Annotated in this window: 22 protein-coding genes; 7 read left to right on the plus strand and 15 right to left on the minus strand. The window is 71.9% G+C overall.

The features are described 5' to 3' along the window. Window positions 1-13: 13 nt before the first annotated feature. Window positions 14-1,447 (minus strand): MFS transporter, encoded by a 1,434-nt coding sequence (locus G6W55_RS12190; protein WP_175520837.1) that lies wholly within the window; start codon window positions 1,445-1,447, stop codon window positions 14-16. Beyond that, window positions 1,444-2,046: a TetR/AcrR family transcriptional regulator gene (locus G6W55_RS12195; RefSeq protein WP_175520838.1), complete on the minus strand. Its 603-nt coding sequence runs from the start codon at window positions 2,044-2,046 to the stop codon at window positions 1,444-1,446. The genes G6W55_RS12190 and G6W55_RS12195 overlap by 4 nt, the downstream gene beginning before the upstream one ends. A gap of 85 nt (window positions 2,047-2,131) precedes the next feature. On the opposite strand from G6W55_RS12195, the gene G6W55_RS12200 reads away from it, so the two are divergent. Further along, window positions 2,132-2,572 (plus strand): PPOX class F420-dependent oxidoreductase, encoded by a 441-nt coding sequence (locus G6W55_RS12200; RefSeq protein WP_175520839.1) that lies wholly within the window; start codon window positions 2,132-2,134, stop codon window positions 2,570-2,572. 6 nt (window positions 2,573-2,578) lie between these two features. On the opposite strand, the gene G6W55_RS12205 is transcribed toward G6W55_RS12200, so the two are convergent. The 6 genes from G6W55_RS12205 to tal form a co-directional block, all read right to left on the minus strand. Continuing rightward, window positions 2,579-4,015 (minus strand): membrane-associated oxidoreductase, encoded by a 1,437-nt coding sequence (locus G6W55_RS12205; RefSeq protein ID WP_175520840.1) that lies wholly within the window; start codon window positions 4,013-4,015, stop codon window positions 2,579-2,581. Window positions 4,016-4,242: 227 nt separating this feature from the next. Then, the gene (gene gnd, locus G6W55_RS12210; protein WP_175520841.1) at window positions 4,243-5,124 is read right to left on the minus strand and encodes a phosphogluconate dehydrogenase (NAD(+)-dependent, decarboxylating); all 882 of its coding nucleotides are present in this window, start codon (window positions 5,122-5,124) and stop codon (window positions 4,243-4,245) included. 9 nt (window positions 5,125-5,133) lie between these two features. Beyond that, complete coding sequence (gene pgi, locus G6W55_RS12215) at window positions 5,134-6,774, minus strand: glucose-6-phosphate isomerase (protein WP_175520842.1); 1,641 nt, start codon at window positions 6,772-6,774, stop codon at window positions 5,134-5,136. Continuing rightward, the gene (gene opcA, locus G6W55_RS12220) at window positions 6,767-7,702 is read right to left on the minus strand and encodes a glucose-6-phosphate dehydrogenase assembly protein OpcA (protein WP_175520843.1); all 936 of its coding nucleotides are present in this window, start codon (window positions 7,700-7,702) and stop codon (window positions 6,767-6,769) included. Before opcA ends, pgi begins: the two co-directional genes overlap by 8 nt. After that, a complete protein-coding gene (gene zwf, locus G6W55_RS12225; RefSeq protein WP_175520844.1) occupies window positions 7,699-9,234 on the minus strand; it encodes a glucose-6-phosphate dehydrogenase in 1,536 nt (511 codons plus the stop codon). Before zwf ends, opcA begins: the two co-directional genes overlap by 4 nt. Next, window positions 9,231-10,394: a transaldolase gene (tal, locus tag G6W55_RS12230; RefSeq protein WP_175520845.1), complete on the minus strand. Its 1,164-nt coding sequence runs from the start codon at window positions 10,392-10,394 to the stop codon at window positions 9,231-9,233. Before tal ends, zwf begins: the two co-directional genes overlap by 4 nt. Before the next feature lie 129 nt (window positions 10,395-10,523). On the opposite strand from tal, the gene G6W55_RS12235 reads away from it, so the two are divergent. Continuing rightward, entirely contained in the window at window positions 10,524-11,507 is a 984-nt protein-coding gene (locus G6W55_RS12235) for an AraC family transcriptional regulator (protein ID WP_175520846.1), read from the plus strand. Here the strand turns inward: G6W55_RS12235 and G6W55_RS12240 are convergent. Both G6W55_RS12240 and G6W55_RS12245 read right to left on the minus strand, forming a co-directional pair. Next, window positions 11,491-12,924 (minus strand): glycoside hydrolase family 16 protein, encoded by a 1,434-nt coding sequence (locus G6W55_RS12240; protein ID WP_175520847.1) that lies wholly within the window; start codon window positions 12,922-12,924, stop codon window positions 11,491-11,493. The genes G6W55_RS12235 and G6W55_RS12240 overlap by 17 nt on opposite strands. A 181-nt stretch (window positions 12,925-13,105) precedes the next feature. After that, window positions 13,106-14,383: an Ig-like domain-containing protein gene (locus G6W55_RS12245; protein WP_175520913.1), complete on the minus strand. Its 1,278-nt coding sequence runs from the start codon at window positions 14,381-14,383 to the stop codon at window positions 13,106-13,108. 125 nt (window positions 14,384-14,508) lie between these two features. Between G6W55_RS12245 and G6W55_RS12250 the strand changes: the two genes are divergently transcribed. Further along, window positions 14,509-15,846, plus strand: a complete 1,338-nt coding sequence (locus G6W55_RS12250) for a 6-phospho-beta-glucosidase (RefSeq protein ID WP_175520848.1) — start codon at window positions 14,509-14,511, stop codon at window positions 15,844-15,846. A gap of 302 nt (window positions 15,847-16,148) precedes the next feature. On the opposite strand, the gene G6W55_RS12255 is transcribed toward G6W55_RS12250, so the two are convergent. Further along, window positions 16,149-17,831, minus strand: coding sequence for a carbohydrate binding domain-containing protein (locus G6W55_RS12255; RefSeq protein WP_175520849.1), 1,683 nt, complete (start codon window positions 17,829-17,831; stop codon window positions 16,149-16,151). 141 nt (window positions 17,832-17,972) lie between these two features. Then, window positions 17,973-19,208, minus strand: a complete 1,236-nt coding sequence (locus G6W55_RS12260) for an ATP-grasp domain-containing protein (RefSeq protein ID WP_254876206.1) — start codon at window positions 19,206-19,208, stop codon at window positions 17,973-17,975. Window positions 19,209-19,531: 323 nt separating this feature from the next. Between G6W55_RS12260 and G6W55_RS12265 the strand changes: the two genes are divergently transcribed. Both G6W55_RS12265 and G6W55_RS12270 read left to right on the plus strand, forming a co-directional pair. Further along, window positions 19,532-20,395, plus strand: a complete 864-nt coding sequence (locus G6W55_RS12265) for a metallophosphoesterase (protein WP_175520850.1) — start codon at window positions 19,532-19,534, stop codon at window positions 20,393-20,395. Further along, window positions 20,392-21,099 (plus strand): 4'-phosphopantetheinyl transferase superfamily protein, encoded by a 708-nt coding sequence (locus G6W55_RS12270; protein ID WP_175520851.1) that lies wholly within the window; start codon window positions 20,392-20,394, stop codon window positions 21,097-21,099. The genes G6W55_RS12265 and G6W55_RS12270 overlap by 4 nt, the downstream gene beginning before the upstream one ends. Window positions 21,100-21,126: 27 nt before the next feature. Here G6W55_RS12270 and G6W55_RS12275 read toward each other — a convergent pair whose 3' ends face one another. Beyond that, the gene (locus G6W55_RS12275) at window positions 21,127-21,366 is read right to left on the minus strand and encodes a hypothetical protein (protein WP_175520852.1); all 240 of its coding nucleotides are present in this window, start codon (window positions 21,364-21,366) and stop codon (window positions 21,127-21,129) included. A 228-nt stretch (window positions 21,367-21,594) separates the two neighbouring features. Here G6W55_RS12275 and G6W55_RS12280 point away from each other — a divergent pair, with 228 nt between their 5' ends. Beyond that, on the plus strand, window positions 21,595-22,626 hold the full coding sequence (locus tag G6W55_RS12280) for an alpha/beta fold hydrolase (RefSeq protein ID WP_175520853.1): 1,032 nt from the start codon (window positions 21,595-21,597) through the stop codon (window positions 22,624-22,626). A gap of 24 nt (window positions 22,627-22,650) precedes the next feature. Here G6W55_RS12280 and G6W55_RS12285 read toward each other — a convergent pair whose 3' ends face one another. Both G6W55_RS12285 and G6W55_RS12290 read right to left on the minus strand, forming a co-directional pair. Next, on the minus strand, window positions 22,651-23,178 hold the full coding sequence (locus tag G6W55_RS12285) for a toxin-antitoxin system, toxin component (protein WP_175520914.1): 528 nt from the start codon (window positions 23,176-23,178) through the stop codon (window positions 22,651-22,653). Between the two features lie 32 nt (window positions 23,179-23,210). Further along, a complete protein-coding gene (locus G6W55_RS12290) occupies window positions 23,211-23,861 on the minus strand; it encodes a helix-turn-helix transcriptional regulator (protein ID WP_175520915.1) in 651 nt (216 codons plus the stop codon). A 229-nt stretch (window positions 23,862-24,090) separates the two neighbouring features. Between G6W55_RS12290 and G6W55_RS12295 the strand changes: the two genes are divergently transcribed. Continuing rightward, window positions 24,091-24,759, plus strand: coding sequence for a hypothetical protein (locus tag G6W55_RS12295; RefSeq protein ID WP_175520854.1), 669 nt, complete (start codon window positions 24,091-24,093; stop codon window positions 24,757-24,759). Window positions 24,760-24,769: the final 10 nt, after the last annotated feature.

The raw sequence follows: 24,769 nt of genomic DNA on the forward strand, positions 1-24,769 counted from the left end.
ACGCCGGACGATCTCAGTGCCCATCGTTGCCCAGGGATCGGGTGTAGGGACCCGTTTCCCGCCCGTGCCCCGTGTGGGGTGCATCGCTCTGTGCGGCCCGTGGAGCGGCTGGTGCACCGGCCCCGACGTGCGGTGAACGCCCGGGCAGGGCCCGGCAGACCGGCAGGGCGGCCAGCGCCGCGACCGCCAGCAGCACCAGCGGTGAGCGGTCCGCGCCGGTGGCCATCAGCACGGTCGCCGCCGCCACGCCCAGCGCGGGTCCGACGTTCATCGCCGTCTGCTGCAACCCGCCCGCCACCCCGGCCGACGCCACGGGGGCCTGGCGTACGACGACATGGGTGGCCGCGACCATCACCGTGCCGAACCCGGCGCCGGCCAGCGCGAATCCGGCGCAGAACAGGACCGGTCCCGGGGCCGCGGCAAGGACGAGCAGACCGGCGGCGAGCAGGACGGTGGCCCCCGTGACCGTGACGCGGGCCCCGGCCCGGCGCAGCAGGACGGCCGACACCTGCGCGGCGCCGATCAGCAGCACCGGCAGGGGCAGGGCGAGCAGGGCGCTGTGCAGCGGGGTGAGGCCGAGGTCGTCCTGAAGGACGTAGACGCAGGCGAACAGGCCGCCGTTGAGGGCCGCCGACACCGTGACCAGCAGCAGGAGCGCGGCGCCGACGGCGGGGGAGCCGATGACGTCCGGCGGCAGCGACGGCGCGGGGGCGCGGCGTTCGTGCCGGACGAAGGCCGCCCCGGCGAGCAGGGCCGCGGGCGCCGACCAGGTCAGGTGCGGGAGGGTGACGAGGGTGTGCACCAGGCAGGCCAGGGAGGTGCCGAGCAGGAGGGCGCCGGGAATATCCAGGGGGCCGGCGGCAGACTGTCGCGACTCCTTGACTCCGGCCGCAGGTAGCCGTTCCTGCCGCCGAGCCAGGGCGAGGGTGCCGAAGAACAGGGTGGGGCCGAGGTTCAGCAGGAACACCGACCGCCAGCCGAACTCCGTGGCGAGCGCCCCGCCGACCACCGGCCCCGCGGCCGCCGCCACCCCGATCGCCGCCGTCCGTACGGCGATCGGCATGCGCAGCCGGTCCGGCGGGAAGGCGGCGCGCAGCATCCCGAGGGTGGCCGGTTGCAGCAGCGCCCCGAACACCCCCTGCACCACCCGCAGTCCGATCACCCAGCGCACGTCGGGCGCCGCCACGATGCCCGCCGACGCGGCGCCGAAGCCGAGCATGCCGACACCGAAGACCCGGCGGTGTCCGTAGCGGTCGCCGAGTCGTCCGGCGAACACCAACAGGGCCGCCACGGCGACGAGATAGCCGGTCCCGGTCCACTGGACCTGGGCGACCGAGGCGTGCAGATCGTGGCGCAGGGTGGGCTGGGCGACGGTGAGCGCGGTGCCGTCGAGCGCGACGATCGCGGCACCCGCCACACTGCTCGCCAAGGTCAGGGCCCGCCTCACCTGCCGTCCTCCGGTCCGAGGTGCGCGGTCAGCGCGGTGCGCAGCAGCGGGGTGAAGTCGTCGGCGCCGGTGGCGAGTTGGAGGCTGCCCCAGCCCCAGAGCTGGGCGATGCCGTGCAGGTTCGCCCACAGGGCGGCGGCGACCGCGCGGGCCTCGGAGGGGGACGACTCGGGTCCGCGGACCCGGCCGACCAGATCCACCAGGACGCCGAACAGCGGCAGGCTGGTGTCCCGCAGCCGCAGATGACCGCTCTCCAGCAGATCATGACGGAACATCAGCTCGTACATGCCGGGGTTGTCGAGCGCGAAGTCCAGGTAGGTGCGCCCCAGTTCGGAGAGCTGGGCGCGCGGGACCGCGGTGCCGTCGCCGACGGCCGTGGTCACCCGGACGGCCAGCTCGGTGAAGCCGCGGCGGGCGATGGCCGACAGCAGCTCCAGATGCGTGGGGAAGTAGCGGCGCGGCGCCCCGTGCGAGACACCGGCGCGGCGGGCGATCTCCCGCAGTGTCAGCGCGCCGGCCCCCTCCAGGGCCACCAGGTCCACGCCGACGTCGACCAGACGGGTGCGCAGGTCGGGGCCCGGCTTCTCGGCATCGCTCATAGACACTGTCTACCAAGCGAAGGTAGACAGTGTCTACCCGTGGAGCGCGGGAATGTGACACGGGCGGCACTCCGTTGTGCGGGACATGACTCAGGACACGACACGACACGCGCTGCTCGCCCTGCTCTCGAAGGGCCGCAGCGGCGTACTGGTCACCCTCAAGCGCGACGGGCGGCCCCAGTTGTCGAACGTCAGCCACCACTACTACCCGGACGAGGAGGTCGTCCGGATCTCCGTCACCGACGGCCGCGCCAAGACCCGCAACCTGCGCCGCGATCCGCGCGCGTCCTTCCACGTCACCACCCCGGACCACGGCGCGTACACGGTCGTCGAGGCCACCGCCGAGCTGACCCCGGTCGCCGAGGATCCCTACGACGCCACCGTGGAGGAACTCGTGCGCCTGTACCGGGACGTCCTGGGCGAGCACCCCGACTGGGAGGACTACCGCGCCGCGATGGTCCGCGACCGCCGTCTGGTGGTGCGGCTGCGGGTGGAGCGCGCGTACGGGATCCCTACGGCCGGCTGACGGTCCTCACTGCCGGCTGACGGTCCTCGTCACACCCGCCAGGACGGTCGTCGCCAGGATCCAGCCGGTGATGACCAGGACGTACGCCAGGGTCCGGTACCCGCCGGTCGGGGCGAACGCGCTCTCCTGCCCGAAGGAGATCACCGGCAGCAGCAGGTCCAGCGTGTAGAACACCGGGTCGAACTCCGGTGCCTCGTCCGGCTTGAGCGGCGGCGGATGGTGTCCGGCGAAGGCGAGCGAGCCGACCGCGAGCAGGGACAGCAGCCAGCCCGCGGCCCGCAGCGGGCGGAAGCCGTAGCCGACGGCCGCGTCCTGGAGCCTGCCCCACACCCGCCCGTACCAGGGGAGCGTGGAGCGGCGGCGGCGCTGCTTGGCGAGCTGGACCAGCCGGGCCGCCTGGTCGTCGCCGATCCGCCGGTACGCGGCCGTCAACTGCTCGTAGGCGTGCGGGTCGAAGCCCTCGCCGTCGCGCTCCAGCATCGGCAGCCGGCGCTCGGCGGGCTCGTGCGGCGTCAGGAAGGTGTACGTGAGATCGAGCAGGCGCACCTGGTCGGGCAGCATCGCCGGGTCCAGGTCGAGCTGGTTGATCTCGGCCCGCCGCAGGTTCAGCATGCCCTGGACCCGCGGGCCCCGGCCCAGCCAGAACTCGCCGATCACACTGCTGCTGATCCGCAGCGCGGTGCCGCCCGGGTTGGACAGCCGGGCGTCCAGCAGATCGACGCGGCCGGGTATCCGGGCGCCGCGCAGTTCGATCCGGCCCTCGGCGCGCAGCCTGCGGGCGAGCAGATTGGCGCCGATCTCGACGGCCTCCGCCTCCACGACGGTCCGGCCCGGATGGGACAGGTCGGCGTCCTCCAGATCGAGCGAACCGGCGACACCGGCGCCGTCGAGCCGGACCGCGCCCCGGGCGCGCAGGCCGCGGGCGCACAGGTCGTCGTCCACGGAGATCTGGTTGAGCTGGAGCACCGGAGCGGGCCCGCCCTCGGGGAGGATCTCCACGTCCTCCAGGAACAGCGCCCCGGCGATCTGCGCCCCGTCGAGCCGCACGGGCCCGTCGAAACGGCAGCGCGTGAGCCGCAGGCTGCCGTCGATCCGGCTCCGGGTCATCGACAGACCGGGCATCTCGGAGTCGCGCAGGCTCAGATAGCGCACATGGGCGCCGGTGAGGTCCGGCGGGGCCGTGAAACGGCAGTCGGTGAGGTGGACGACGCTGTCGACGGTGGCGTACCGCAGGTCCAGCGCGCCGGTGATCCGGGCGCCGCGGACCTTCACGGCGGCTATCTCCCCGGGCTCCCGGGGCCCGTTGAGGAGCAGCGCCCGCAACACCGAGGCCCGCACGGTCCGTTCGGTGCCTTCGCCGTCGTCACGGAAGTCCACCTCCGCGCCCGTGGCGAAGGCCCGCCATACGCGCCGCTCGGCCGGTGTCAGATCGTCGATCTCCATCAGCCGCGACTCTGACGGGCCCTCAGGGCGGTGTCAACCTGCCGTGGGCGCAGGCCGCTTGGCGTCGCCCGGCCGACATGGGCGATCGGCCCCGTGCTCGCCCCGGCCGCCCGGCCGGACGCGCACTCGGCGAGCCACCCGGTCTTCTCGGGCGGCCGGCGAGACGACCGCCGGGGCGGCCACCGGTCCGGCGGTCGCCCCGACGGCAAGCGGCAAAGCCCGTTGTCCTACTCCTTCACCGCCTCGACCGCGTGCCCGCCGAACTGGTTGCGCAGCGCCGCGATCATCTTCATCTGCGGGGAGTCGTCCTGGCGCGAGCTGAAGCGGGCGAACAGCGAGGCGGTGATGGCGGGCAGCGGGACCGCGTTGTCGATCGCGGCCTCGACCGTCCAGCGGCCCTCGCCCGAGTCCTGGGCCCAGCCGCGCAGCTTGTCGAGGTGCTCGTCCTCGTCGAGGGCGTTGACCGCGAGGTCGAGCAGCCAGGAGCGGATGACGGTGCCCTCCTGCCAGGACCGGAAGACCTCGCGCACGTCCGTGACGGAGTCCACCTTCTCCAGCAGCTCCCAGCCCTCGGCGTAGGCCTGCATCATGGCGTACTCGATGCCGTTGTGGACCATCTTCGAGAAGTGCCCGGCGCCCACCTTGCCCGCGTGGACATAGCCGTACGGGCCGTCGGGCTTGAGGGCGTCGAAGATCGGCCGGAGCCGGTCGACGTGCTCGCTGTCGCCGCCGACCATCAGGGCGTAGCCGTTCTCCAGGCCCCACACACCGCCGGAGACACCGGCGTCCACGAAGCCGATGCCCTTGGCGCCGAGTTCGGCGGCGTGCTTCTCGTCGTCCGTCCAGCGGGAGTTGCCGCCGTCCACGACGGTGTCGCCGGCCTCCAGCAGGCCGCCGAGTTCGTCGATGACGGACTGGGTGGCGGCGCCGGCCGGGACCATCACCCAGACGGTGCGCGGCGCGTCGAGCCGCTCGACCAGTTCCGCGAGGTCCTGGACGTCGGTGAGGTCGGGGTTGCGGTCGTAACCGACGACGGTGTGGCCGGCGCGGCGGATCCGCTCGCGCATGTTGCCGCCCATCTTGCCGAGACCAATCAGACCGAGCTGCATGTCAGTTCACTACTTCCTGAGTTCGCGGTAGGCGGCCACGAGGGCGGCGGTGGAGGGGTCGAGACCGGGGACGTCGGCGCCGTCGGTCAGGGCGGGTTCGACGCGCTTGGCGAGGACCTTGCCGAGTTCCACGCCCCACTGGTCGAAGGAGTCGATGTTCCAGACGGCGCCCTGGACGAACACCTTGTGCTCGTAGAGGGCGATGAGCTGGCCGAGGACCGACGGGGTCAGCTCGCGGGCGAGGATCGTGGTCGTCGGGTGGTCGCCCTTGAAGGTCTTGTGGGCGACCAGTTCCTCGGGCACGCCCTCCGCACGGACCTCGTCGGGTGTCTTGCCGAAGGCCAGCGCCTGTGTCTGCGCGAAGAAGTTCGCCATCAACAGGTCGTGCTGCGCGGCGAGTTCACCGCTCAGCTCGCCGACCGGGCGGGCGAAGCCGATGAAGTCCGCCGGGATCAGCTTCGTGCCCTGGTGGATCAACTGGTAGTAGGCGTGCTGCCCGTTGGTGCCCGGAGTGCCCCACACCACCGGCCCGGTCTGCCACCGCACGGGCCGGCCCTCACGGTCCACCGACTTGCCGTTGGACTCCATGTCGAGCTGCTGGAGATAGGCGGTGAACTTGGACAGGTAGTGCGAGTACGGCAGCACCGCGTGCGACTGGGCGTCGAAGAAGTTGCCGTACCAGATGCCCAACAGGCCCAGAAGCAGCGGGACGTTGGACTCGGCGGGCGCCGTGCGGAAGTGCTCGTCCACGAGGTGGAAGCCGTCGAGCAGCTCCCGGAAGTTCGCCGGGCCGATGGCCAGCATCAGCGACAGGCCGATCGCCGAGTCGAAGGAGTAGCGGCCGCCGACCCAGTCCCAGAACTCGAACATGTTCGCCGTGTCGATGCCGAAGTCCGCGACCTTCTCGGCGTTGGTCGACAGCGCGACGAAGTGCTTCGCCACGGCCTTGTCGTCCCCGCCGAGACCGTCGACCAGCCAGGAGCGGGCCGAGGTGGCGTTGGTGATCGTCTCGATGGTGGTGAAGGTCTTCGACGCGACGACGAAGAGCGTCTCGGCCGGGTCCAGGTCGCGGACCGCCTCGTGCAGGTCGGCGCCGTCCACGTTCGACACGAACCGGAAGGTCAGCGAGCGGTCGGTGTACGCGCGCAGCGCCTCGTAGGCCATCGCGGGGCCGAGGTCGGAGCCGCCGATGCCGATGTTGACGACGTTCCTGATGCGTTTGCCGGTGTGGCCGGTCCAGTGCCCGGAGCGGACCTCCTTCGCGAAGGTGGTCATCCGGTCGACGACCCGGTGCACCTTGGGCACGACGTTCTCGCCGTCGACCTCGATCACCGCCTCGCGCGGGGCGCGCAGGGCGGTGTGCAGGACCGCGCGGTCCTCGGTGGTGTTGATCCGCTCGCCGCGGAACATGGCGTCCCGCAGCCCGAACACATCGGTGGCGACGGCGAGTTCCTGGAGCAGGGCCAGCGTCTCGTCGGTCACCAGGTTCTTCGACCAGTCGACGAGGAGATCGCCGACGCGCACCACGTACCGCTCCGCGCGCCCGGGGTCCGTCGCGAACAGCTCACGCAGCCCCGCGTGCCACCGGGCCCGGTGGTCCTCCAGAGCGGTCCACTCGGGCCGCCGGACGAGCAGGGGGGTCTCAGGCATGGGAGGCGGTCTCCTTGGTGCCCTCGCCCCGCAGGGCGACGGCGTACATCTCGTCCGCGTCGAGGCGCCGCAGCTCCTCGGCGATGAGTTCGGAGGTCGTGCGGACCTTCAGCGCCAGGGTGCGCGAGGGCTGGCCGGGCAGGGACAGCGTGGCCAGGGGGCCCTCGGGGCGGTCGATGACGATGTCGCCGTCCGCGGTGCCCAGGCGCACGGCAGTGACGACCGGCCCCGCGGTGACGACCCGGTCGATCGTGACGCCGAGCCGCGCCTCCAGCCAGCGCGCCAGCAGCTCGGCGGCCGGGTTGTCGGCCTCGGCCTCCACCGCGCCCGAGACGATCGGCACCCGCGCCTGGTCCAGGGCGGCCGCCAGCATCGAGCGCCACGGGGTCAGCCGGGTCCAGGCGAGGTCGGTGTCGCCGGGGGCGTAGGTGCGGATCCGGGCCCGCAGCGCCTCCAGCGGGTTCTCCACGGCGTACAGATCGGTGATCCGGCGCTGGGCCAGCGCGCCCAGCGGGTCCTTCGACGGGTTCTCGGGGGCGTCCACCGGCCACCAGACGACGACCGGGGCGTCCGGGAGCAGCAGCGGCAGCACCACCGAGTCGGCGTGGTCGGACACCTCGCCGTAGGTGCGCAGGACGACCGTCTCGCCGGTGCCGGCCTCCGAGCCCACCCGGACCTCGGCGTCCAGCCGTGACCGCGTGCGCTCCCGAGGGGTGCGGGCGTGCCGCTTGATCACGACGAGGGTGCGCGAGGGGTGCTCGTGGGACGCCTCCTCGGCGGCCTTGATCGCGTCGTAGGCGTTCTCCTCGTCCGTGACGATCACCATCGTCAGGACCATGCCCACCGCGGGGGTGCCGATGGCGCGGCGCCCCTTCACCAGCGCCTTGTTGATCTTGCTTGCCGTGGTGTCGGTCAGGTCGATCTTCATGGCCTGCGCCAGCTCCGTCCGTCTCGTGCGAGCATCTCGTCGGCTTCCTCGGGTCCCCAGCTCCCCGAGGCGTACTGCGCCGGCTTGCCGTGTGTCGCCCAGTACTCCTCGATCGGGTCGAGGATCTTCCACGACTCTTCCACTTCCTGGTGACGCGGGAACAGGTTGGCGTCGCCGAGCAGCACGTCCAGGATGAGCCGCTCGTACGCCTCCGGGCTGGACTCCGTGAAGGACTCGCCGTACGCGAAGTCCATCGTGACGTCCCGGATCTCCATCGAGGTGCCCGGCACCTTGGAGCCGAAGCGCACGGTGATGCCCTCGTCGGGCTGGACGCGGATGACGATGGCGTTCTGGCCCAGCTCCTCGGTGGCCGTCGAGTCGAACGGCGAGTGCGGGGCCCGCTGGAAGACGACGGCGATCTCGGTGACCCGGCGGCCGAGCCGCTTGCCGGTGCGCAGATAGAACGGCACGCCCGCCCAGCGGCGATTGTCGATGTTCAGCTTCACCGCGGCGAAGGTGTCGGTCGTGGAGGCCGGGTCGGTGCCCTCCTCCTCCAGATAGCCGCGCACCTTCTCGCCGCCCTGCCAGGCGGCCGCGTACTGCGCGCGCACGGTGTGCCGGCCCAGGTCCTCCGGCACCTTCACGGCCTTGAGCACCTTGAGCTTCTCGGTGAGCAGCGCGTCCGCGTCGAAGGAGGCGGGCTCCTCCATGGCGGTGAGGGCCATGAGCTGGAGGAGGTGGTTCTGGATGACGTCACGGGCGGCGCCGATGCCGTCGTAGTAGCCGGCGCGGCCGCCGATGCCGATGTCCTCGGCCATCGTGATCTGCACGTGGTCCACGAAGGACCGGTTCCAGATCGGCTCGAACATCGTGTTGGCGAACCGCAGCGCCAGGATGTTCTGGACGGTCTCCTTGCCCAGGTAGTGGTCGATCCGGAACACCTGGTCCGGTTCGAACACGTCGTGCACGACCGCGTTCAGCTCACGGGCGCTCGCCAGATCGTGCCCGAACGGCTTCTCGATGACCGCCCGCCGCCAGGAGCCGTCCGGCGCCTTGGCCAGCCCGTGCTTCTTGAGCTGCTCCACGACCTTGGGGAAGAACTTCGGCGGCACCGAGAGGTAGAAGGCGAAGTTGCCGCCGGTGCCCTGGGAGGCGTCCAGCTCCTCCACGGCCTTCCTGAGCTGCTCGAACGCCTCGTCGTCGGAGAAGTCGCCGGGGATGAACCGCATGCCCTCGGCGAGCTGCTGCCAGACCTCCTCGCGGAACGGCGTGCGCGCGTGCTCACGGACCGCGTCGTGGACGATCTGCGCGAAGTCCTCGTCCTCCCAGTCCCGGCGGGCGAACCCGACGAGCGAGAAGCCCGGCGGCAGCAGACCGCGGTTGGCGAGGTCGTAGACGGCCGGCATCAGCTTCTTGCGGGACAGATCGCCCGTCACCCCGAAGATGACCAGGCCCGACGGTCCTGCGATACGGGGCAGACGCCGGTCTCGGGGGTCCCGCAGCGGGTTGTCCCACACAGGGATGGTGCTCATTCCGCGTCAGCTCCCTTGTTCACGTCGGCTGCCCTGCTCGTCAGCGACTTCGTGACCGTGCTCAGCAAGTCCTCCCACGCCGCCTCGAACTTGGCGACCCCGTCGTCCTCCAGACGGGTGACCACCTCGTCGTACGAGATGCCCAGAGCGGCTACGGCGTCCAGGTCGGCGCGGGCCCGTTCGTAGCCGCCGGTCACCGTGTCGCCGGTGATGTCGCCGTGGTCGGCGGTGGCGTCCAGGGTGGCCTCGGGCATGGTGTTGACCGTGCCCGGGGCGACCAGGTCCTCCACGTACAGGGTGTCCTTGTAGGCGGGATCCTTCACCCCGGTGGACGCCCACAGCGGACGCTGCGGACGGGCGCCGGCCTGCTCCAGCGCCGCCCAGCGGGGGCCCGCGAGGACCTCCTCGTACGCCTGGTAGGCCAGTCGCGCGTTGGCGAGCGCGGCCCGGCCCCTGAGCGCGAGCGCCGGTTCGGTGCCGAGGGCGGTCAGCCGCTTGTCGATCTCGGCGTCCACCCGGGAGACGAAGAAGGACGCCACGGAGTGGACCGTGGACAGATCGATCCCGGCGGCCCGGGCCCGCTCCAGACCGGCGAGATAGGCGTCCATGACCGCGCGGTAGCGCTCCAGCGAGAAGATCAGCGTGACGTTGACGCTGATCCCGAGGCCGACGACCTCGGTGATCGCGGGCAGGCCCGCCTTCGTCGCCGGGATCTTGATCATCACGTTGGGGCGGTCGACCAGCCAGGCGAGCTGCCTGGCCTCGGCGACGGTGGCCGCCGTGTCGTGGGCGAGGCGCGGGTCGACCTCGATGGAGACCCGGCCGTCGCGGCCGTCCGTCGTCGTGTACGTGTCGTGCAGCAGATCGGCGGCGGCCCGTACGTCGGCGGTCGTCATCATCCGTACGGCCTCGTCCACCGTGACCCCGCGCACGGCCAGGTCGGCGAGCTGGTCCTCGTAGCCCTCGCCGGAGCCGATGGCGGCCTGGAAGATGGACGGGTTCGTGGTGACACCGACGACGTTCCGCGTGGCGATCAGCGCGGCCAGGTTGCCGGTGCGGATCCGCTCGCGCGACAGGTCGTCCAGCCAGATCGAGACGCCTTCCTCGGTCAGGCGCTTCAGGGCTTCCGCGGGTGCGGGCGCTTCGGTCACTGTGATCATCTTCTTTCCGGCAGCGGCTCGGGCGCGTTCAAAAGTAAAAGTCTGACTTTTGCGGGGGTAGGTCTTCCTGTGTCAGCCTGTGGTGAAAGTGGGACACCGGCGGCAGGGGCGGGGCGGCACGAGATGGACATGGCGGACAGAAACCCCCAAGATCGCCCCGACGGCATCCGGACCTTCCCTTTCCCGGTCGAACTCAGCGTCGGCGGCGTCGGCATGCAGGTCGGCCCCCTCGGCACCGGCCGCACCTGGCACGCCGACGCGCCCCTCACCCGCGTCCACCGCATCGACTTCCACGTGGTGATGCTGTTCGACGAGGGCCCCGTCCACCACATGATCGACTTCGCCGAGTACGAGGCCGGCGCCGGCGACCTGCTGTGGATCCGCCCCGGACAGGTCCACCGCTTCTCCGAGACGGGCGGGTACCGCGGAACCGTCCTGACCATGCAGCCCGGTTTCCTGCCCCGCGCCACCGTCGAGGCCACCGGCCTCTACCGCTACGACCTGCCGCCCCTGCTCCGCCCCGACCCCGCCGGGCGGGCGGCCCTGCGCGCCGGCCTCGCCCATCTGCGCCGGGAGTACGAGGACACGGCCACCCTCCCGCCCAGCCTGCACACGGCCGTCCTGCGGCACTCCCTCACCGCGTTCCTGCTGCGCCTCGCGCATCTCGCGGCCAGCTCGGCGGAGGCCGGCCGGCGCTCCGAGTCCACCTTCACCCGCTTCCGGGACGCCGTGGAGCGCGACTTCGCCGTCAACCGCGGTGTCAGCGCCTACGCCGACGCCCTCGGCTACTCGCGCCGCACCCTGGTCCGCGCGGTGCGCGCCGCGACCGGCGAGACGCCCAAGGGGTTCATCGACAAGCGGGTCGTCCTGGAGGCGAAGCGGCTGCTGGCCCACACGGGGCTGCCGATCGGCCGGGTGGGCGCGGCGGTGGGCTTCCCCGACCCGGCGAACTTCTCCAAGTTCTTTCAGCTCCGCACCGGGCTGACCCCGGCCGGGTTCCGGGCGGAACTGCTGCTCGACACACCGGAACCCGGACCCGGGGACGCGTCGGCGCCGGGGGCCCGGAATGGGACCGCCCGGCGCCAGGAAGCGGGGTTCAGCGCCCGAACGTGAACCAGTTGACGTTCACGAAGTCGGCCGGCTGGCCGCTGGTGAACGTCAGATAGACGTCATGGGTGCCGGTGACCCCGCTGATGTTCGCCGGCACGGTCCGCCAGGACTGCCAGCCACCGGTGTTGGCCAGCGCGAAACTCCCGATCGGCGCGGCGGTACGGCTGTCGAGCCGCACCTCGACCAGCCCGCTGATCCCGGCGCCCGCACCGCTCGCGACCCGGGCGCTGAACTGGGTGGCCGCCGGGGAGCCGAAGGTGACGCCTTGGTAGAGCGCCCAGTCGCCGTTGGCGAGCGAGGCGAGGTTCTGCCCGCCGCCGGTGTCCGTGGTGGTCTCGGTGCCCGTCCCGCCCTGGCTGTTGTACGACTCGGCCTGGATGGTGCCGTAGGCGTCCCGGCCGCCGGACGGGGGAGGCGTCGTGGGCGGTGGCGTGCTGCCGCCGCCGGACGACAGGACCTGTACGTAGTCGACGACCATCGGCACCCCGGACGCCGTACCGCTGTCCAGACCGCCGCCGAACGCGTCCGGGAAGGCGCCGCCCATGGCCACGTTGAGGATCAGGAAGAAGCCGTGGTTGGTGGCGTTGGACCAGGTCGTCGCGTCCATCTGGCCCGCGTTGACCGAGTGGAACTGGACGCCGTCGACCAGGAACCGGATCGTCTCCGGGCTCACCGAGCGGTCCCACTCCAGGGTGTAGGTGTGGAAGCCGGACTGGCAGGTGGTGTTGGGACAGGCACGGGAGTTGCCGAGGCCGACCGTCTCGTTGCACGGGCCGCCCGGGTTGACGCCGCAGTGCAGCGTGGCCCACACCTGGTTGCGGCCCTGGACGTTCTCCATGATGTCCAACTCGCCCACGGAGGGCCAGTTCTGGTAGTTGCCGCGGTAGGGCGCGCCCAGCGCCCAGAAGGCCGGCCAGTAGCCCTCGGCCGCGGTGCCGGTGACGTTCGGCATCTGGATACGGCCCTCGATGCGCAACTTGCCGCCGGCCGGGGGCTGGAAGTCGGTGCGGACCGTCTCGATCCGGCCGGAGGTCCAGTTGCCGGCGGCGTTGCGCAGCGGGGTGATGCGCAGGTTGCCGTTGCCGTCGAGCGAGACGTTGCTCGTGCTGTTCGTCATCGTCTCGACCTCGCCGGTGCCCCAGTTGGCGGGGCCGCCCGGATATGAAGTCCCGGTGCTGTACTGCCAGTTGGCGGTGTTGACGCCGGTGCCCGCGGCGCCGTTGAAGTCGTCCAGGAAGACCTGTGTCCAGCCGGACGGGGGAGTGGGGGCGGAGGCGTTCGCCGGCAGGGTGACGGCGGTCGCCGCGGCCGCCGTCAGGGCGAGCGTGCCGAGGACGGCGATCAGCGTGCGCCGCAGCGAACGCCGACGGACGGGCGGACCGCCGGGTGTTCTGGAGGGGGTGCCGGAGGGTGCGCTCATGGGGGCCTCTCGGGTACGGGGTGCGGGGGTGTGGGGAGCGGGTGCGTTTGTTCGCGCCGATGGTGAGAGCGCTCTCAAAGTGGGCCCAATGTGCTCTCGGTCACCCCGGGCGTCAAGAGGTGTGACCGGTAAATCTCTTGCCTCACAAGGGAGTTCACCGGCTGAACGCAACGAGGGGCCGCTACAGCGCGCTCCCCGCCTTCCAGTCCGCCCACGAAAGGTTCCAGCCGTTGAGGCCGTTGGCCGGGTCGACGGTCCGCTCGCCCGAGTTCTTCACGATCACCACGTCCCCGAGCATGGATCCCGCGTAGTACGCGTGCCCCGGCGTCGAGGTGTCGCCCGCTCCCTTGGCGTCGTGCAGGCCGATGCAGCCGTGCGTGGTGTTCCGGCTGCCGAACACCCCTGCCGACGCCCAGTAGTTGCCGTGGATGAAGGTGCCGGAGGTGGTGAGCCGCTGGGCGTGCGGGACGTCGGAGATGTCGTACTCGTCGCCGAGACCGACCGTGGAGGACTGCATCCGGGTCTGCTCGAACCGCTCGCTGATCACCATGATCCCGGACCAGGTGGTGTGCTCGGCGTCGCCGCCGGAGACGGGATAGGTGGCGACGGCGGCGCCGTCCCGCCGTACGGTCATCTCCTTGGCGGCCAGGTCGACGGTGCTGATCTGGGACCGGCCGATGTGGAAGGTGACGTCCTTCGACTGGACGCCGTAGACCCCGTCCGCGCCCTCCACGTCCTTCAGCCGCAGTCCGAGCGTGACCGTGGTCCCGGCCGCCCAGTACGTCCGCGGCCGGAAGTCCAGCCGGGTGTCACTGAACCAGTGGCCGACGACCTCCACGGCGGGCTCGGCGGTCACCGTGATCGCCTTCTCGACGGCGGCCCGGTCCGACACGGCGTGCGTGAACCGGATCGACACCGGCATGCCGACGCCGGAGGTGGAGTTCGCCTCCGGGGTGAAACGGCCGACGAAGGTCTCGCCGGGCGACCTGGTGACGAAGGCGGCGGTCCGGGCCGTGCCGCCGTCGGCTTTCGCCGTGACCGTGTACTTGGTCCCCGAGTACGGGTTGCGGGACGACGTCCAGGTGGTGCCCGTCTCGTCCAGGGCGCCGTCCAGCGTGGAGCCGTCGTTGCCGGTCACCGTCACCGAGGCGAGGGTGCCGCCGGTGACGGTGACCTCGACGGGGCTGGTGAAAGGGGCCTTCTTCGTGCCGTCGGCGGGGGTCACCGAGATCACGGGCGGTGGCGTGGTCCGGGCGGCCGGGGAGGCGGAACCGGTCGACGCCGACGCCTGCGCGTCCGCCGCCGCCCGCGTCTCCGAGGCGTCCGCCGTGCCGGAACCGCACCCGGTCAGCGCGACGGCCGGTACGGCGGCCCCGAGCGCGGCCAGCACCCCGCGCCGGGACCACCCCGGCGGCCGCGGCTGTCGTTCGAACCGGTTCGGTATGTGCGAGGCGCCCACGATCGACCTTCCAGAGATGTCCACGATTGCGCCTGCATCCTGCGCCTCCCACCTGGGCGGTTCCTTTGAGGGACCGGGCCGCCGGCTGAGATTTCCGTGAGGACGGCGACGAGTAGGGTGCGGGTGTGAAGCTGACGATTCTGGGCGGCGGCGGGTTCCGGGTGCCGCTCGTGTACGGGGCGCTCCTCACGGACCGTGGCGAGGGACGGGTGACGGACGTCGTCCTGCACGATCTGGACGCCGGGCGGCTCCAGGCGGTCGCCCGGGTCCTGGCCGAGCAGGCGGCCGGCGTCCCCGGCGCCCCCGCCGTGACGGCCACCACCGACCTGGACGAGGCGCTCCGGGGCGCCGGCTTCGTCTTCTCCGCGATCCGTGTCGGAGGCCTGGAGGGCAGGGCGGACGACGAACGGGTGGCGCTGGCGGAGGGTGTCCTCGGCCAGGAGACGGTCGGCGCCGGCGGTATCGCCTACGGCCTGCGCACGGTCCCGGTCGCGGTGGACATCGCCCGCCGGGTGGCCCGGCTCGCCCCCGACGCCTGGCTGATCAACTTCACCAACCCGGCGGGTCTGGTCACCGAGGCCATGTCCCGTCACCTCGGCGACCGGGTCATCGGCATCTGCGACTCACCGGTCGGCCTCGGACGCCGTATCGCCCGGGTCCTCGGCGCGGATCCGGACGAGGCGTGGATCGACTACGTCGGCCTCAACCACCTCGGCTGGGTCCGCGGGCTGCGCGTCGCGGGCCGCGACGAACTGCCCCGGCTGCTCGCCGACCCCGGCCTGCTCGGCTCCTTCGAGGAGGGCAAGCTCTTCGGCGTCGACTGGCTCCGGTCGCTCGGCGCGATCCCCAACGAGTATCTGCACTACTACTACTTCAACCGCGAGACCGTCCGCGCCTACCAGCGGGCCGAGAAGACCCGCGGCGCCTTCCTCGCCGGCCAACAGGCCCGGTTCTACGAGGAGATGCGCGACCCCGGCGCCGCGGCCCTGGCCGCCTGGGACCGCACCCGCGCCGAGCGCGAGGCCACCTACATGGCGGAGAACCGCGAGACGGCCGGCGCGGGCGACCGTGACGCCGACGATCTCTCCGGCGGCTACGAGAAGGTCGCGCTCGCCCTGATGCGGGCCATCGCCCGCGACGAACGCGCCACGCTCATCCTCAACGTGCGCAACGGCGCGACGCTTGCCGCGCTCGACGCGGACGCCGTGATCGAGGTGCCGTGTCTGGTCGACGCCAACGGCGCCCATCCGATGGCCGCCGCCCCGCTGCCGGATCATGCCGCCGGGCTGGTCACGGCGGTCAAGGCGGTGGAGCGCGAGGTGCTGGCCGCCGCCGAGTCGGGCTCGCGGGCCACGGCGGTGAAGGCGTTCGCGCTGCATCCGCTCGTCGATTCCGTGAACGTCGCGCGCCGGCTGGTCGAGGGCTACCGGGAGGTCCACCCGGGGCTGGCCTACCTGCGCTAGCGCGCCGGCCCGGAAGAGGGGTGATCGGGCGGCCGCTCCCCGTGACAGCGGCCGACCGACCCGATCCCCCGTGCCCGGAGATCCCCCTGATCTCCGGTGTCCCCCGTGGTCCTTCCCCCTGTCCCCGTTCCCCCGTGCTCCCGCGGACCCGCCGGGGTTTCCCCCGTCGCCCCCCGACGTCCCCGGCGGGTCCTCACGGTTGCACCTTTAAGAGCGCGCCCCACGGGCCGTGATACACCCCTCGCGAAAAAAGATTCCCCCGGACCGGAATCCGGGGGAACAGGGGACCCGCGGGTGTGCGCCTAGCCGGTGAAGCCGGCCGTGATGGAGGTGAACTGCCAGTTGCTCTGGCTGATGCCCGAGCAGTTGCTGGTCACTCCGCCGCCGGGGCAGGGCCGGTCACGGTTGACCGACCAGAAGGCGAGCCGGGCCAAGTGGTGCGCGTTGGCCCAATCTCGAATTGCCGTCCATATCGCCGGTGTCGTGTTCTCCTGCTGGTCGGAGAGCCCGTTCATACCGGAGATGCCGATGTGCGCGTAGGCGGTGGCGTCGTCCCAGCCGAAGGTGGACTTCAGCTTGTTCTTCAGCCCCTCCGTCGCGTTGACCGTGTTGCCGTACATGTCGGAGCCGCCGCCGAAGTCGAACGGCATGATGGTGAACACGTCGATGTCGGCGTTGAGCGACTTGGCCTGCTCGATGAGCCGGTTGCCGAAGTAGGTCGGCCCGGTGGTCGAGGTGCCGAAGGTGACGATCGTCTTCAGACCCGGGTTGTTGGCCTTGACGGTCTTCAGCGCGGTGAGGATCCGCGCCTGCACGGCCTCGTTCTCGAACTCGTCGCTGTTCTCGACGTCCATGTCGATCGCCTTCAGCCCGTAGGCGTCGATCACCTTCTGGAGGGCGGCCGCGAGGGCGCTCGCCGAGGAGCAGTTGGCGCCGAGCTTGCTGCCCGACCAGCCGCCGAACGACGGTACGACGTCGCCGCCCGCCGCGCGGATCTGGTTGATGACGCTCTGGTCGACGCCGCCGGTGAGCGGACGGCTGCTGTCCCACATCGGGTTGCAGCCGCCGCCGTCCAGCATGAACGCCATGGTGAACCACTTGACGCCGGTCGCGCTCATCACCGTGGAGACGCTCGGCGGGTCGCCCCAGCCCTCGTAGAGATAGGGGGCGGCCTGCTTGAAGCCGGTTCCGCCACCGCCGCCCGCGCTGGTGGTGACCGTGACGGCGGAGGAGGCGCCGGAGACGTTCCCGGCGGCGTCCCGGGCGCGCACGGTGAAGGTGTAGGCGGTGCTCGGGGAGAGCCCGCCGACCGTGGCGGAGGTGCCGGACACGGTGAGCGCCCGCGTCGAGCCGTTGTAGACGTCGTAGCCCGTGACGCCGACGTTGTCGGTGGCGGCGTTCCAGGACAGCGACACGCTGGAGGAGGTCTTGCCGGTCGAGGTCAGCCCGGTGGGCGTGGTCGGCGCCTGGGTGTCGGTGCCGCCGCCGGGGCCGTCGAGGCTGATGTCGTCGGCCTGGTAGGTGCCCTGGGCGTACCAGCCGTGCACATAGATCGTGGCACTGGTCTGCGAGGCCCCGGTGGTGAAGGACACCGAGAGCCTGCTGTACGCCGACGGGGACGTCGTCCAGGTCGAGGCGCCGCCGTCGACGCCGAGGTAGACGTAGCTGCCCCGGACCCAGCCGCTCAGCGTGTAGGCCGTGTTGGGCTGCACGGAGACGGTCTGGGAGCACTTGGCGATGTCACTCGAACTCACCGCCCCGGCAAGGGCCTTGGTGCCGCCGTGCACGGGGGAGGAGACGACCGAGCCGAGGTTGCCGGAACAGGACCAGGGGGAGAGGGAGCCCGACTCGAAGCCGGGGTTGGAGAGGACGTTCGCGGCCTGGGCGGTGCCGGGGAGGGCGACCGCTCCGGTGAACGCGAGGGCGGCGGTGCCGAGCAGGGCGAGGAGACGGCGTCTGGAACGCCGGAAGAGTGTGCTGCGCACGCGATCTCCCTGAAGATGTGGGGTGTTCGGGAGTGCAGAGAGGTGCAAGAGGGTGCGCAACGAATGTGGTATGGACCAATCCCGCTGTCAAGGAGAGAGACAGGATTGGTCCATACCGGTGAGCCGAGGGGTGGGCCGTTGTCAGAAGGGCAGGGCCTCCGCCGCGCCGGCGGGTGTCACCTGGGCGGACTCGACCGACGTCGCGGACGCCACCGAGGTGACCCGCTCGACGGACGTGACCCGCTCGACGGACGCGACCGGCTCCACGGGCTCGGCGGGGGAGGGGACGGCCGGGAGCAGCGGCTCGGCGGCGGCGGTGTCGGCCGCCGCCTCGGCCCGCTGGTGCGGCAGGGAGACCGGGCGGAGCTGGCGCGGCCCCGACACCACCGTGTAGTCCTGGCCCAGGAACGGCGGGTCGATCCGCCCCGGGTCCTCGCCGAGCGCCAACTGCACCGCCGCCCAGGGGGCGTTGACCCCGCACAGGGAGAGCTGGTGCAGTCCGCCGGCCGGGCGGGTGTTGACGTCCATCAGGACCGGACGGTCGCCGAACATCCGGAACTGGATGTTGGACAAATAGTGCAGCCCGAAGCCCTCGGCGATCCGCCGGGCCGGCTCCAGCCACTGCTCGTGCAGGGTGAAGCCGCGGCGCCGGCCGTTCTTGGTGCGCCCGATCGCCATGCGCAGATGGTTGTCGGGCCCGGTGAGGCAGTCCACCGACACCTCGGGCTGCTCCAGGCGCGGCATCACCAGCCAGTCCACGCTCTCCTCGGCGCGCTCCAGCGCGTCCACGACCATGTCCAGCGGGACGTAGGGGGTCGGGAAGCCGCTGAGGTGCACCAGCGAGAAGGGGGTGCGGGTGATCACACGGAAGCCCACCCCGCCCGCGCCGGACGCCGGCTTGAAGCACGCCCGGTGCCCCGCCTCCTCCAACTCCTCGACGGCGGCGACGAGTTCGGACGCCGTACGGACCCGGTACCACGGCGGTACCGGCACGCCGATCGCCTGGACCGCCTCGTAGGCGATCACCTTGTCCTCGAAGACGGCCACGGCCTGCGGGGTCGGCGCCAGCAGGGCCGTACCGATCGCCCGGAAGTCGGCGCGGTGCGCCACGATCGCCGCCTGGTGCAGCCGGGGCACGAACACGTCGATCGCGCGGCGCTGGCACTGGTCGAGCGCGTACTCGACGTAGGCGGCGGGGGACAGGCCCTCGGGCTCCAGGTCCGCGGTGTCGGCGGCGGCCAGCACGGGGGAGTCGGCGTCGCCGTGCGTCGCATGGATGTCGACGGCGCGGTCGCTCGGATTTCGCCGGAGCTGATCCATGAAGAACACGTTCTCCGCGTACGTGCGGTTGAGCCAGACGCGTACGCGAGAGACCATGCGAGGCCGCCTTTCACGGTGTGCGGGCAGGGCGAAGCGGGCCCGGCCCGGGCAGGGGGAGTGGAGGGTCACCAAACCGCCCTGCGTGAAGGGACGTTCATGGCGGTGGTGGTGGGGCGATCATACGGCTTCCGAGGGGTGCCGCGTGCAACGCCCGTGTTACGGATTTTCTGATCTTGTTCACGAATGCGGCGACGTCGGGTAAGGACCTGACCCGTGGGTCACCGGACGATCGCACGCGGTGCTCCGGTGCCGCCTTGTTCCCCGGCCCCGAATGTGTTGTGGTGGTGCTCTTTCGAGGGTTCGTGAACAGGGGGCGCAAGGTGACGTCGAAGGCCGGTGACGGCGCCGGACGGCTGCTGGCCATCAGTGATCTGCACATCGGCCATCCCGAGAACCGCGCCCTGGTGGAGGAGATGGCACCGGAGACGGACGACGACTGGCTGCTGGTCGCCGGGGACGTCTCGGAGAACGTGGCCGACATCCGCTGGGCCCTGAAGACCCTCGCGAGCCGTTTCCGAAAGGTGATCTGGGCCCCCGGCAACCACGAGCTGTGGACCCATCCCTCGGACCCCGTCACCCTGCGCGGCGTCGCCCGCTACGAGCATCTCGTCGACGTCTGCCGCGACCTCGGCGTGATCACGCCCGAGGACCCCTACCCGGTGTGGGAGGGCCCCGGCGGGCCGGTCGCCGTCGCCCCGCTCTTCCTCCTGTACGACTACTCCTTCCTCCCGGCCGGCTGCGCCACCAAGGAGCAGGGCCTGGAGTACGCGCACGGCACCGGGATCGTCTGCAACGACGAGTACCTGCTGCACCCCGACCCCTACCCGAGCCGGGAGGCGTGGTGCCGGGCGCGGGTCGCCGAGACCGAGCGCCGGCTCGCCGCGATCCCCGACGAACTGCCGACCGTCCTCGTCAACCACTACCCGACCGACCGCCACCCGATGGACGTCCTGTGGCACCCCGAGTTCGCCATGTGGTGCGGCACCTCCCTGACCGCCGACTGGCACCACCGCTTCCGGGTCGCCGCGATGGTCTACGGCCATCTGCACATCCCCCGCACCACCCGGCACGAGGGCGTCCGCTTCGAGGAGGTCTCGGTCGGCTACCCGCGCGAGTGGCGCAAGCGGCCGCAGCCCCCGGGACGGCTGCGGCGCATCCTGCCGGCGGAGGTGACGGCGCCGTGATCGCGGATCTGCTGCCCGAGTCGGTGGTGGCCGTCGAGGCGTTCGGCGAGGACGGCGTGCGCGAGTTCGGCGACGGGCCGCTCTTCCCGGAGGAGGAGGCGCTGATGGTGCGGGCGGTCGCCAAACGCCGCCGCGAGTTCACCGTCGTACGGTCCTGCGCGCGGCGGGCGATGGACAAGCTCGGCGTGGCCCCGCAGGCGGTGCTGCCCGGCGAGCGCGGCGCGCCCGGCTGGCCGGACGGGCTGACCGGCAGCATGACCCACTGCGAGGGCTACGCCGCGGCCGCGCTGGTCCGCGCCGCCGACCTGGCCTCCCTCGGTATCGACGCCGAACCGCACGCACCCCTCCCGGAGGGCGTCCTGTCCGCCGTGGCACTCCCCGCCGAACAGGAGCGGCTCCTGCGCCTGGCCGCGGACCGCCCCGGGCTGCACGGCGACCGGCTGCTGTTCAGCGCCAAGGAGTCCGTCTACAAGGCGTGGTTCCCCCTCACCCGGAAGTGGCTGGACTTCAGCGAGGCGGACATCGAGTTCCACACCGACCCGCCCCCCTCCGACGTGGCCTCCGCCCCCTTCACCGGCACCTTCCGCGCCCGCCTGCTCGTCCCCGGCCCCCTGGTCGGCGGCCGCCGGGTCGGTCACTTCGACGGCCGCTGGACGGCGAGCCGGGGCCTGGTGGCGACGGCGATCGCCGTGCACCACGCCTGAGATCCACCGGGCCCCGGACCGCGTCGGTCAGGCTCTGGGGCACCAGCTCGCGAGGAGTCGGAAGAACTCCTCCTCGTTGCCCGCGAGGCCCGCCTCCGACAGGGCCTCGTCTGCCTCGGCCAGGACGGCGGGCGGGACCATCGGGGCGCTGCGGACCCGCGACGGGTCGGCGGGCCCGGCGTCCAGCGTGGCGCGGACCGTGTGCAGGAGACGCAGGTAGGCCTGCACGGCGGTGCGCTCGCGGTCGGTCAGTACGGCTGTGGGCATCGGTCGGCTCTCCCCGTGTCGGCGTCGCTCCCACGCGCCCCGAGGGCGCGCACGCCGCCCTCCGACGGCGCACCTCCCAGCTTGCCGGGCACCACTGACAATCCGGTCGAGCCGCACGCCGGTTCGCCCGCTTAGCGGAGGCGAAACCTCCTCGAAACCCCCCGGGGGAAAGCCTCCCTACGCTGGAGAAAAGGCAGAGAAAAGGCAGCGAATCAAGGAGGCGAGCCCGTGGTCGACGTCTCGCAGCGGCACCCCGCGCGCGCCACCCGGCTGCGCCCGGTCGGGGACGGCGAACTGGAACTCCGGTACCGCGTGGTGCACGGCTACCGTCGCGCCTTCCGGATGGCGGGGGAGGGGCCCGTCCTGGTCCTGATCCACGGCATCGGGGACTCCTCGGCGACCTGGGCCGAACTGATCCCCGACCTCGCCCGCACCCACACCGTGATCGCCCCCGACCTCCTCGGGCACGGCGCCTCCGACAAGCCGCGCGCCGACTACTCGGTGGCCGCGTACGCCAACGGTGTGCGCGATCTGCTCACCACGCTCGGCGTGGAGTCGGCGACCCTCGTCGGGCACTCGCTCGGCGGCGGTGTGGCGATGCAGTTCGCCTACCAGTTCCCCGAGCGCACCGAACGGCTCGTCCTGGTCAGCGCGGGCGGGGTCGGCCGCGAGGTGAACCCCGCGCTGCGGCTGGTGTCGCTGCCCGGCGCCCATCTGGCCCTGTCCGCGCTGCGGTTACCGGGCATGCGGCTGCATGTCGGCCTCGTCGTGGGCCTGATGCGGCTCCTGGACACCGATCTCGGTCAGGACGCACCGGAGTTGCTCACCCTGGTCGACGCCCTCCCCGACGACACCTCCCGCAACGCCTTCATCCGCACCCTGCGCGCGGTCGTGGACTGGCGCGGCCAGGTGGTGACCATGCTCGACCGCTGCTATCTGACCGCCGGCATGCCCACCCTGCTGCTGTGGGGCGACCGGGACAGCGTCGTACCGGTCCGCCACGCCTACGGCGCGCACGAGGCGATGCCGGGCAGCCGGCTGGAGATCTTCGAGGGCGCCGGGCACTTCCCGTTCCACAGCGACCCCGCCCGGTTCCGCGACCTGATCGAGGAGTTCACCGGCAGCACGGCCCCGGCCGACTGGAGCCGCGACCGCTGGCGGGCGCTCCTGCGCGAGGGCCGCCCCGCGCACCACACGGCGGGCCTGAGCGACCAGGCCGTACGGGAGCTGCGCGAGGCGAGCGAACGCAGCGCGACCTGACGGCCTCCAGGGGCGCGCGACGCGTCAGCCCTGGGGGCCCAGGTAGCCGAGGGACGCCTCGATCCGGCCCGCCAGATGGTCGCGGCGGCCACGGCGGGCCGACGAACCCGGCAGCAGCGCACGGCACTTGCTGGCGAGCAGCAGGCCGAAGCTCTCGGCCTCCTTCTCGTCGTCCTGGTCGAACCGGGTGCGCGCCGCGACCCGCAGCACGGTCGCCTGGAGGTCGGCGCCCTCCGTGAGGAGCCGGGCCGCGACGGCAGCGCCGCCCACATGGTGACCGCAGTGCCCGGCCTTCATGTGCCACAGCTCGTGCCCCAGGATCACCAACTGATGGTCGGGCGCGGTGCGTTCCTCGATGACCACGAGATCCTGGTCGGCCATGTCCAGCCACAGCCCGCTCGCCGTGTCGGCCGGGAACGCGGCCATGCGGAAGAGCACCGGACGGCCCCGCCGCCGGCTCATCCCGTCGCACAGCGCGGTGTACAGGTCGGCCGGTGCCGCGGGGGCCGGGAGGTCCAGCTCGGAGACGAGTTCGCCGCACAGGCGGCGCATTTCCTTCGCGATGCCCACAGTTCTCCCCCGGATCACGACTCGGGCCGCTTCACGCTCTCCAGGAGCATGTCCAGCCACTCGGCGACCTTGTCGCGGTGCTGGTCCGTGGGCAACTGCGCGGCCCGCCAGGCGATCCCGCGCACCCCGTGGTCCTGGAGGAGTCTCTCCAGCGGATCCACGGCGGCCGCGGCGGCCTCCCGTGCGGCGAGCTTCTGGAGCAGCTCCTGCTCGGTGTGCTGGAGGGTGCCCGCCAGGGCCTCGGGGTCCTCGGCCGTGAGGAAACCGGCGTGCACCCGGAAGAAGCGCTGGATGGCGTCGCAGTGCTCCATGGTGGGGCGGCGGTCGCCGTTGATCAGCGCGCCCGCCTGCTGCCGGGACATCCCGGCACCGTCGGCTATCTCCTGCTGGGTGTATCTGCGCCCGTTCGGCTTCAGCCGGGTGCGGCGCAGCAGGTCCAGGCGCTGGAGGAAGCGGGCCTGGACATCGGGCTCGCCGGCCGGGCGGCCGCCCAGCAGGGACTTGACCACCGGCTCGGGGACACCGGAGGCGACGGACAGCCGCCGGGTGTCGAAGACCTCCGTGTGGTCCACACCGAGCCGGTCGGCGAGTGCGGCGACACGGGCGACGACGGCCGACAGCAGTATCGTCGCGGTGGCGCCCGGAACCTCGAAGCCATCCGACACCGACAGGTCTCCTACGTCTCTCACGTCCCTCTCACAGGCACAGACGGGCGCCGTGAACTGCGTGGAGAGTAGCGGGTCTTTCGAACTCACATCCAGGTCTCGCCACAACTGTGGCCAATTTCAGCCGTCAACGAGCGCCGAATGCCACGATAGTTGACACGACTCGCGTCAGGGCAGCAGGATCGGCACGCCGCGTGAAGGCCGCAGAGGCAAGAGGGGTGACCGCCCGATGGCGTATCAGGCAGGAGGGCAGCGGACCGCGTCGCGGCCCGCCCCCGACAGTCCCGAGGCGCGGGCGTACCTCCAGGACTACGCCGGGTACCTCGAGGCCGTGCCGTTCCCCTCCCTCGTGCTCGACCACCGCTGGGACGTCGTCCTGGCCAACACCGCTTTCGAGACACTTTTCCGGGACATGAGCCCGCATCCGACCGCGCTGCCGGGCGACAACTTCCTGCGGTTCGTCCTCTTCCACCCCGACGCGGCCACCCTGCTCGGCGACCACGAGTCGAGCTGGTGCCTGCCGATGCTCGCGGGCTTCGCCGCCGCGCTGGAGCGCCACGGCCACGACCATGTGCTCCAGGCGATCCGCCGCGAGATCGCCCAGGACCCGCTCATGGAGGCCGCCTACCGGCAGGGCCTGCCGCACTGGATCCGGCTGGTCGGCGAGGACGCCGTGGAGCACGACGGCGCGATCCGCCCGCTGCTGCACCCGGACCCGCGCCGGGGGGTCACCGAGTGCCGGATCGTCGGCGACACCCCGCGCACCCTCCAGGACCTGGGCTACACCCGGCTGACGATGATCCTGCGCGAGCCGCGCCCCGCCCCGGCCCCCCGCAGGACCCGTACGGCACGCCGTACCGCGAACCATCTCACCGTGGTGCCCACCCCCACAGCCTGACCGGGCACCG

The organism is Streptomyces sp. CAI-85, assembly GCF_013363615.1.
In the GTDB taxonomy this organism is placed as follows: domain Bacteria; phylum Actinomycetota; class Actinomycetes; order Streptomycetales; family Streptomycetaceae; genus Streptomyces; species Streptomyces antibioticus_B.

Coding starts and splice junctions, on each gene's coding strand:
- G6W55_RS12195 (WP_175520838.1), bottom strand. CDS start 2,046: ATGAGCGATGCCGAGAAGCCGGGCCCCGACCTGCGCACCCGTCTGGTC.
- G6W55_RS12200 (WP_175520839.1), top strand. CDS start 2,132: ATGACTCAGGACACGACACGACACGCGCTGCTCGCCCTGCTCTCGAAG.
- G6W55_RS12205 (WP_175520840.1), bottom strand. CDS start 4,015: ATGGAGATCGACGATCTGACACCGGCCGAGCGGCGCGTATGGCGGGCC.
- gnd (WP_175520841.1), bottom strand. CDS start 5,124: ATGCAGCTCGGTCTGATTGGTCTCGGCAAGATGGGCGGCAACATGCGC.
- pgi (WP_175520842.1), bottom strand. CDS start 6,774: ATGCCTGAGACCCCCCTGCTCGTCCGGCGGCCCGAGTGGACCGCTCTG.
- opcA (WP_175520843.1), bottom strand. CDS start 7,702: ATGAAGATCGACCTGACCGACACCACGGCAAGCAAGATCAACAAGGCG.
- zwf (WP_175520844.1), bottom strand. CDS start 9,234: ATGAGCACCATCCCTGTGTGGGACAACCCGCTGCGGGACCCCCGAGAC.
- tal (WP_175520845.1), bottom strand. CDS start 10,394: ATGATCACAGTGACCGAAGCGCCCGCACCCGCGGAAGCCCTGAAGCGC.
- G6W55_RS12235 (WP_175520846.1), top strand. CDS start 10,524: ATGGCGGACAGAAACCCCCAAGATCGCCCCGACGGCATCCGGACCTTC.
- G6W55_RS12240 (WP_175520847.1), bottom strand. CDS start 12,924: ATGAGCGCACCCTCCGGCACCCCCTCCAGAACACCCGGCGGTCCGCCC.
- G6W55_RS12260 (WP_254876206.1), bottom strand. CDS start 19,208: ATGGTCTCTCGCGTACGCGTCTGGCTCAACCGCACGTACGCGGAGAAC.
- G6W55_RS12275 (WP_175520852.1), bottom strand. CDS start 21,366: ATGCCCACAGCCGTACTGACCGACCGCGAGCGCACCGCCGTGCAGGCC.
- G6W55_RS12285 (WP_175520914.1), bottom strand. CDS start 23,178: ATGCGCCGCCTGTGCGGCGAACTCGTCTCCGAGCTGGACCTCCCGGCC.
- G6W55_RS12295 (WP_175520854.1), top strand. CDS start 24,091: ATGGCGTATCAGGCAGGAGGGCAGCGGACCGCGTCGCGGCCCGCCCCC.